The organism is Phyllobacterium sp. MT110, assembly GCF_058792715.1.
The window spans coordinates 1-1655 of the sequence record NZ_JBXAFE010000018.1; the positions used below are offsets into that span (position 1 = coordinate 1).

Consider the following 1655-nt stretch of genomic DNA (forward strand, 5'->3'; position numbering starts at 1 on the left):
AGCGGGTGCAGAGCTTCTCAGAGCGCGGATGATGCCCATCCAATTGTCCGATCTCCACACAAAGTGAGGCAGACCCCCTTTAAGGGCAACGCGACACTAGACGGTCTAACAGGCTGCTGAAGAAGTCGGGCCTTGGCCCAGTTTGTCGAACGTGATTCACCCTGTGCAGGTTTTTTCTGGGGGTGAGCATGCGCGGGACGGACGAGACGAGCGGGTCGTTGTTCAGCTATGTTGATCTGGAGGCGCGCATCCCCGTACGGCATCCGCTGCGCGCGATTCGGCAGGTGGTCAACTAGGCGCTGGCCGGTCTCGATGCCGAGTTCGCGGCGCTCTACACCAACTTCGGCCGCCCCTCGATCCCGCCGGAACGGCTGATCCGGGCGAGCCTGATCCAGATCCTGTTCTCGGTCCGCTCCGAACGGCAACTGATGGAGCAGATGCAGTACAACCTCTTGTTCCGGTGGTTCGTGGGGCTGGGGGTCGACGACCCGGTTTGGGTCCCCACGGTCTTCACCAAGAACCGGGACCGCCTGCTGACCACCGAGATGTCGCGCAAGGTGATGGCGGCGATCCTGGCCCATCGCGAGGTCGCGCCGCTGTTGTCGGACGAGCACTTCTCGGTCGATGGCACGCTGGTCAAGGCCTGGGCGTCGATGAAGAGCTTCCAGCCGAAGGGCACCGAAGCGCCGCCCGACGATCCGGGCGGCCCGCCCGGACCCGACACCCCAGCCCAAAACCACGCCGAACAGCCCCCTTCCGAGACCGACCCGATGTCCCGTCCCACGCGTCAGAACCGCAATGCCGAGGTCGACTTCAAGGGCGAGAAGCGGACCAACGCCACCCATGCATCGACGACCGACCCCGACGCGCGGCTCTACAAGAAGTCGCCAGGCACCGGCGCGATGCTCTGTTTCATGGGCCACGCCCTGATGGAGAACCGGAGCGGCCTGATCGTGCAGGCCGATCTCACCCGGGCCGACGGCACTGCCGAGCGCCGGGCGGCACTGGACATGATCCACGCCCATTCCCCAGGCTCGACCCGCAAGCTGACGCTTGGCGCGGACAAGGGCTATGACAGCGCGGACTTCGTGCGCCACCTGCGACAAGTTTGCGTCACGCCGCACGTCGCAAGGAAATCCCGGCATTCCGCGATCGACGGCCGCACCACCCGGCACGAGGGCTACACCCTGTCCCAGAAGCATCGCAAGCGGATCGAGGAGCCGTTCGGCTGGGGAAAGACGGTTGGTGGCCTCGCCCAGACGGTCTATCGCGGTGTCGAACGAGTCCGCGCCCGCTTCGTCCTGACGATGGCCGCCAGTAACCTCGCCCGGTTGCCAAGGCTGCTGGCGGTATGACCGAAAGCGGGTGACCGTCTCACAACGCCTGCGGCCCAGACCGCAACGCACGGCCACCCCGACGCCCCACAATCGGAAAACCGTTCCGCCTCGCCGACTTCTTCAGCGGCCTGCTAATGATCGAGGCACGCCTTGAATGTCCGCTTTCCGCCCTTCGTGCCTGTGAGGACGTGATCGGCCCAGCCCCGCCGATCGACGTCATTGCAACGAAGGTCCACTTGGAGCCGAGACTGTGTGGAAACTCGGCTTTGTGATAGACTTTGGCATGGCTGCGGGGGATCGGCATGTCGGGTTTCATCG

The 1655-nt window shown here is 64.8% G+C and carries 1 pseudogene; it reads left to right on the plus strand.

Annotation, left to right across the window (positions count from 1 at the left end):
• Window positions 1-188 precede the first annotated feature (188 nt).
• Window positions 189-1355: pseudogene (locus tag AC1Q5O_RS27205) on the plus strand (IS5 family transposase).
• Window positions 1356-1655: the final 300 nt, after the last annotated feature.